Source organism: Amycolatopsis sp. NPDC004169 (assembly GCF_040610315.1).
Taxonomy (GTDB): Bacteria; Actinomycetota; Actinomycetes; order Mycobacteriales; family Pseudonocardiaceae; genus Amycolatopsis.
On record NZ_JBEXMD010000012.1, the window covers coordinates 252,100 to 258,329 of the forward strand.

General features: G+C 74.6%; 7 protein-coding genes. 2 read left to right on the top strand and 5 right to left on the bottom strand.

Annotated elements, in window-relative coordinates; translation table 11 throughout:
• Position 1 precedes the first annotated feature (1 nt).
• Genes ABZX11_RS19310 through ABZX11_RS19320 form a run of 3 tightly spaced genes read right to left on the bottom strand, consistent with a single transcriptional unit; the run spans position 2 to position 2,422 of the window.
• Positions 2-616 carry a CPBP family intramembrane glutamic endopeptidase gene (locus tag ABZX11_RS19310; RefSeq protein ID WP_354914578.1) on the bottom strand — a complete coding sequence of 205 codons (615 nt, stop codon included), beginning with the start codon at positions 614-616 and terminating at the stop codon, positions 2-4.
• The gene (locus ABZX11_RS19315) at positions 613-1,503 is read right to left on the bottom strand and encodes an NAD(P)H-binding protein (protein WP_176171150.1); all 891 of its coding nucleotides are present in this window, start codon (positions 1,501-1,503) and stop codon (positions 613-615) included. The genes ABZX11_RS19310 and ABZX11_RS19315 overlap by 4 nt, the downstream gene beginning before the upstream one ends.
• A 10-nt stretch (positions 1,504-1,513) precedes the next feature.
• A complete protein-coding gene (locus ABZX11_RS19320; protein WP_354914580.1) occupies positions 1,514-2,422 on the bottom strand; it encodes a DMT family transporter in 909 nt (302 codons plus the stop codon).
• A gap of 73 nt (positions 2,423-2,495) precedes the next feature.
• Between ABZX11_RS19320 and ABZX11_RS19325 the strand changes: the two genes are divergently transcribed.
• Positions 2,496-3,413, top strand: a complete 918-nt coding sequence (locus ABZX11_RS19325; RefSeq protein WP_354914582.1) for a LysR family transcriptional regulator — start codon at positions 2,496-2,498, stop codon at positions 3,411-3,413.
• Here the strand turns inward: ABZX11_RS19325 and ABZX11_RS19330 are convergent.
• Complete coding sequence (locus ABZX11_RS19330; RefSeq protein ID WP_176171153.1) at positions 3,403-4,278, bottom strand: LysR substrate-binding domain-containing protein; 876 nt, start codon at positions 4,276-4,278, stop codon at positions 3,403-3,405. The genes ABZX11_RS19325 and ABZX11_RS19330 overlap by 11 nt on opposite strands.
• A gap of 84 nt (positions 4,279-4,362) precedes the next feature.
• On the opposite strand from ABZX11_RS19330, the gene ABZX11_RS19335 reads away from it, so the two are divergent.
• Positions 4,363-5,316 (top strand): threonine/serine dehydratase, encoded by a 954-nt coding sequence (locus tag ABZX11_RS19335; protein ID WP_176171154.1) that lies wholly within the window; start codon positions 4,363-4,365, stop codon positions 5,314-5,316.
• Here ABZX11_RS19335 and ABZX11_RS19340 read toward each other — a convergent pair.
• Positions 5,258-6,079, bottom strand: coding sequence for an LLM class flavin-dependent oxidoreductase (locus tag ABZX11_RS19340; protein WP_354914585.1), 822 nt, complete (start codon positions 6,077-6,079; stop codon positions 5,258-5,260). The genes ABZX11_RS19335 and ABZX11_RS19340 overlap by 59 nt on opposite strands.
• Positions 6,080-6,230 lie beyond the last annotated feature (151 nt).

A 6,230-nucleotide genomic window follows, 5' to 3' on the forward strand; every position in this document is an offset into this window, starting at 1 on the left:
GTCATCTTGGCGCGCGCACACCGGACGAGTCGAGCGTTTCGGGCGGAAACAGGCGCGGCATGAAGGCCAGCATCAGCGCCGACCAGACCACGTGCGTCAGCAGCGGCGCCTGCACCCCGCCCGAACGCCCGCGCTGCCACGCGAACAGCGTGCCCATCACCGCCGAGGCCAGCACCAGCGCGGGGTTTCTCGTCGCCGTCGTCGAAAGCACGTACACCGCCGTCGAAGCCCGTGGCCCTGCCGCGTCGTAGAGCGCGCCGCGGAAGAACACCTCCTCCGCCGCTCCCGTCAGCAACGCCGTGGCCGCCACCGAAGCCCTGGAGCCGCGGTGGGCGTGGTCCAGCACGCCGGTGATCGCGCTGCGCAGGAGCGGGATGCGGCGGGCCACCAGCGCGCACCCGTAGAACACGCCGAAGGCGCCCGCCCCCACGGCCGCCGGCTGCACGATGTCCCCGCGTCCCCGGCGCACCGGCCCGGCCGCATGGGCGCCCGCGAGCCAGGTCGCCGCGACCGACGCGGTGAGCACGTGGAAGCGGCGGGATCCGGGCCGGCTGGCCAGTGACGCGCCGAGCAGGCCGGAGCCGGCGGCGGTCACGGCGGCGAGCAACGGCTTCACCGACGGCTCTTCGCGCGCTCGCCCAGCGCCTGCAGGACCGCCTCGTCGTAGCCCATCGGCTCGAACTCGACGATCCGGCGGATCGAGTCGTCGCGGACGACGACCTCGTTGGTCATCGAGTCGATCAGCGCCCGGCCGGTCGGCACGTCGATGTCCGTGACCAGCGACAGCCAGTACGACGACAGCCGCGGGGACAGCAGTGGCACCGGCAGGATCACCAGCGGGCGGCCCTCGATCGCGGCCACCCGCTGCAGCATGTCGCGGTAGGCCAGCACCTCCGGGCCGCCGATGTCGAACGTCCGCCCGGCGGCCTCCGGGTGGTCGAGGACGCCGGCCAGGTAGCGGACGACGTCGGCGATCGCGATCGGCTGCGTGCGGGTGTTGACCCAGCGCGGGGTCACCATCGCCGGCAGGTGCTCGACCAGCTGCCGGGTCAGCTCCCACGACGTGCCGCCGTGGCCGACCACGATCCCGGCGCGCAGCACCGTCACCGGCACGCCGGTCTCCCCCAGCAGCCGCTCGACCTCGCGGCGGCTGGCCAGGTGGTCCGACAGCGAGTCGTCGTCGTCCCCGAGGCCGCCGAGGTAGACGATCCGGCGCAGGCCCGCGCCCTCCGCGGCCCTGGCGAACGCGCGCGCGGCGTCGGCGTCGCGGCGCTTGAAGTCCGCACTGTCGAGTGAATGCACGAGGTAGTACGCGGCCTCGGCCCCCTTGAGCGCGTCCCGCAGCGAGCCGACGTCGGCGACGTCGCCGCGGACGGCTTTCCCGGCGCCGCGGTACTTCGCGGGGTGGCGGGTCATCGCGAGCACCTCGTGCCCGGCCTCCTCCAACGCCGGGCACAGCCTGCTGCCGACGAACCCCGACGCCCCGGCCACCAGCACTCGCATGCCCGCGACGTTAGCCGGGACGGCCTTCGCGCGCAGAACGTCCACCGCCGGCGAAACAGACCGCGGCGACGACGCCCGCGCAGCCGGCCAGCTGCGCCCACCCGGGCGTCTCCCCGAGCAGCCCGATGCCGAGCAGCACCGCCCCGACCGGCTGCAGCAGCATCAGCGTCGCGCCGGTGGTGGCCGACATCCGGGGCAGCGCGGCGGAGATCAGCAGCCAGCCCGCCAGCTGGCCGACGACGGCGAGCGCGACCAGCCAGCCGAACGCGGGCAGGCCGGGCGTCAGGTCGAGCGTGCCGGTCGGGACGCCGAGCACGACGGCGACCGCGCCGGCGGAGACGGTCGCCAGCACGAGCGAATGGGCCTGGGTGCCGGTGCCGCCGCTGAGCCGGATCAGGAAGAGGTAGCCGGCGTACCCGGCGCCGGCCAGCAGCGCCGCGACCGCGCCGGTGACCGGGTCCGGGCCGAACGAGCCGGTGCCGGCGAACCCGCCGGCCAGCACGATCCCGCCGAGCAGCACGGGCACCGCGGCGAGGAACCGCTTGGACGGCCGCTCGGCCAGGAACGCGAACGCCAGCAGCGGCACGATCACCACCTGCACGGCGAGGAGCACGGTCGCGATGCCGGCGCCGACCCGCGGGATCGCTTCGCCCCACAGCACGAAGTCCAGGCCGAGCCCGGCCCCGGCCAGCAGCGGGAAGAGCACGCGGCGCCGGCCGCCCTTCCGCCGTTCGCGCCGGGCCAGCAGGAGCAGCACCGGCAGCGCGAGCAGGCAGCGCCAGAACGCGCTGGTGCTGCCGCTGACGTGCGAGACCTTGATGAAGACCGACGACAACGAGATGCAGAAGCTGCCGAGCGCAGCGAGCAGCCGCGGGTCGAGGCGGCGGGTGGGCCTCAGGGTGGGCACGGTCGTGAGCACGCCTCCAGCCTGCGGGCGCCGACTGTCAAGGACAAGCGAATGTTCCTGCCGGGAATTCGGTAGCATCCCTACCGTGTTCGGACTCGAGCGGATGCGGGCGCTGCACGCGGTCGCCACCCACGGTTCGGTCGCCGCGGCGGCCGATTCCCTGCACGTGACACCGTCGGGGGTGTCGCAGCAGCTGGCGAAGCTGGAACGGGAAGCAGGCCAGCCGCTGCTGGAGCCCCGCGGCCGCGGGGTCCGGCTGACGAAGGCGGGGCTGGTGCTGGCCGGGCACGCGGAGCGGATCCTCGCCCAGGTCGCCGAGGCGAAGGCCGACCTGGAGTCGCTGCGCGAAGACGTCATCGGGCCGCTGCGGATCGGCGCGATCCCGACGACGGTGCACGCGCTGCTGCCGCCCGCGCTGGCCACCCTCGCCGCGCAGCACCCGCGGCTGGCGGTGACGCTGCACGAGGGCGAGGCCGAGCAGACGATGCCCCGCGTGCTGGCCGGCGACCTCGACGTCGCCGTGCTGGAGAGCTGGAACGACCGCCCGACGGTGCTCCCGCCGTCGACGACGAGCATCGCGCTGTTCTCCGACGTCGCCGACCTCGCCCTGCCCGCCGGGCACCGGCTGGCCCACCGCAAGGCGGTCGACCTGTCCGAAGTGGACGATCTGCCGTGGATCGGCTGGAGCGCCGGGTCCGGGTGCTACGAGTGGCTGGTCCAGGTGCTGCGCAAGCAGCGGCTGGAGCCGCGGATCAGCTGCGCGGTGGGCGGCTACCCGACCCAGCTGGCCCTGGTGGCGGGCGGCGTCGGCGCGGCGCTGGTCCCCCGCCTGGCCCGCGACCGGCTCCCGGAGGGCGTCCGCATCCTGACCACGCGGCCGGCCCTGACCCGCACGATCCACGCGATCTGCCGGGCGGGCGAGGAGGACCGCGGCGCGGTGCGGGCGTGCTTCGACGCGCTGCGGGCGGCTTCGGCGCGGTTCGAAGGCCGGATCACCGGCTGAGCCGCGCCACCATCTCGGTGACCAGCCGGCCGGGGCGCCGGTGGTGGACCAGGAAGACGTCCCGGGCCGGGCGGGCGTCCGCCGCGTCGCGCACCTCGACGCGGGCCGTCCCCACCCGCTCGAGCACGCTCTCCGGCACGAACGCGATGCCCAGCCCGGCCTCCACCAGCGCCACGATCACCTGGTAGTCCCGCGTCTCGTAGGCCACCCGCAGCCGGACACCTGCCGCATCGGCGAGCTGCTCCAGGCACGCCCGGTTGGGCACGCCGGGGCTGCCGGAAATCCAGTCCTCGGCGGCCAGTGCGTGCAGCGTGAGCCGGCGGACCCGCGCTTTCGGGTGTCCCGGCGGCAGGATCAGCCGGAACCGCTCCGTGCGCAGCAGCGACCGCTGCAGGCCGCGCGGGTCGGGCAGCGGCGCGCCCGGGTAGCGGTGGGTGATCAGCAGGTCGAGCTCGCGGGAGCTGACCAGGCCGTACCCGTCGGGCGGCTCGAGGTCCAGCAGCCGCAGCGCCACGCCGGGGTGTTCGCGGCGGAACTCCGCGAGCGCGGCAGGCACCAGTGTCATGCCCGCGCTCGCGAACGTGCCGACGGTGAGCTCCTCCTCGAGCAGACCGCGGACCGTCCGCTCGGCCGTGCGCAGCTCCCCGACGATCGCCTCGGCGTGGACGAGCAGCGCCTCCCCGGCCGGTGTGAGCGTGACGCCGCGGGCGTGGCGGTCGAGCAGCCGGGCGCCGACGTCGTGCTCCAGCTTGGCCAGCTGCTGCGAAACGGCGGACGGGGTGAAGGAAAGCCGGCGCGCGGCCGCGGCGATCGAGCCGGCGTGCGCCACCTCCGCCAGCACGGCCAGGCGGTGGGCGTCGAGCACGGGAGCCTCCAGCCGTAAGTGCTGCTTGATCCAGCATAGGAGACGTCGCTGGTGCTTACGACCACCCGCGCGCATCCTGGAGCCATGATCAGCACTGCGGATGTCGAACGGGCGGCCGCGCGCATCGAGGGCCGGGTCCGCCGGACGCCGGTGCTCGCCGCGGACGAAGGCGTGTGGTTCAAGCTGGAGCAGGTGCAGCACACCGGGTCGTTCAAGGCCCGCGGGGCGTTCAACCGGATCATCGCCGCGGGCGAGGTCGCCGGGGTCGTGACCGCCTCCGGCGGCAACGCCGGACTGGCCGTCGCCTACGCCGCCCGGGAATTCGGGCTCCCCGCGCGGGTTTACGTCCCGGCCACCGCGCCCGCGGTGAAGGTCGCGAAGCTGCGGCAGCTCGGCGCGGCGGTGGAGCTGGCCGGCGAGAAGTACGCCGACGCCTACGACGCGGCCGTGAAGCACGCGGCGAACTCCGGCGAGCTCTTCTGCCACGCCTACGACCAGCCCGACATCTGCGCCGGGCAGGGCACCCTCGGCCTGGAGCTGCTCGAGCAGACCGGCGGCCTGGACACGATCCTCGTCGCGGTCGGCGGCGGCGGGCTGCTGGCCGGGGTCGCCGCCGCGGTCGAGGGCCGGGCGCGCGTCGTCGGCGTCGAACCGCGCACGATCCCGACGTTGCACGAGGCACTGGCCGCGGGCGCGCCGGTCTCCGTCGACGTCTCCGGGATCGCCGCCGACTCGCTGGGCGCGTCCCGGCTCGGCGACATCGCCTTCGCCGTCGCCACCCGCACGGACGCGGGCTCGGTGCTGGTGGACGACAGCGCGATCGCCGGGGCGCGGGCGGCGCTGTGGGACCGCTACCGCCTCGCCGTCGAACCCGGCGGGGCGGCCGCGTTCGCCGCCCTGCTCTCCGGCGCCTACCGGCCCGCGCCGGGCGAGCGGGTCGCCGTCCTGCTCTGCGGCGCCAACACCGACCCGGCGACGCTCACTTCCCCGCCAGCCGCTCCACGACCGGAGCGAACTGCTCCAGGAACGCGCCGTTGACGCTGAAGTAGTTCACGCCCTGTTCCTCGCGGCGGCGTTCGAGCTCGGCCGCCATGTCGTCGGCGCTGTCGCCGCGGAGCAGGCCGAGGGAGTCGTGCTCGATCAGCGTCTCGGCGTCGACCCCGATGAAGCCGCGGATCCACGGCGGCACCTCGTCGCCGACGACCCAGATGTTCATCGCGAACTCGATGTCGCGGTCACCGGCCGCCGCACGGACTTCTTCGACGTAGCCGGTCATTTCCTCCCGGGTGGTCAGCACCCCACCGGCCATCGTGACGATGTCGGCCTTCAGCCCGGCGAGGCGGCGCACCTTCGGGCCGCCGGCGGCGATCATCACCGGCGTGTGCGCGTCGCCGTCGAGACGGCGGACGTGGTCGATCGTTTCGGAAATCGAGTCGAGCCGCTCCTGCCCCGAGCCGTAGGGCAGCCCGAGTTCTTCGGCCTGCTGCCGCATTTCCGGCCGCCCGGTGCCGAGGCCGAGCTCGAACCGGCCCTCCGTGACGACGGTCAGGCTGTGCGCCTCCCAGGCCGCCGCCCGGGCGGTGCGCAGCGGGCTGGCCAGCACGAACGAGCCGACACGCAGCTCGGTCGTCGCCGCGGCGGCCGCGGCGAGGGCCGCGGTCGGCGTCGGCATGTTCAGGTTGTCCGGGCACAGCAGCGTCGAATAGCCGAGCTCTTCGGCTCGGCGAGCGGTGGCGAGCCACTGCCCGCCACCCTCGGTCGCGGTCGCGACCACGCCGAACCGGAACGCCTTCTGCGGCATCGAAGCACCCCCATGTCGTCGGTTCCCCGATCAAACCACCGGTGCGCCCGGCCGTGCCACCCCGCCCCGGCCCCCCACCCCCCGCACCCCCGCCGCGACAACCACCAAACCGAAGAGCGGCGTGTTGGGGAAGACTGAGTGATCACAACAG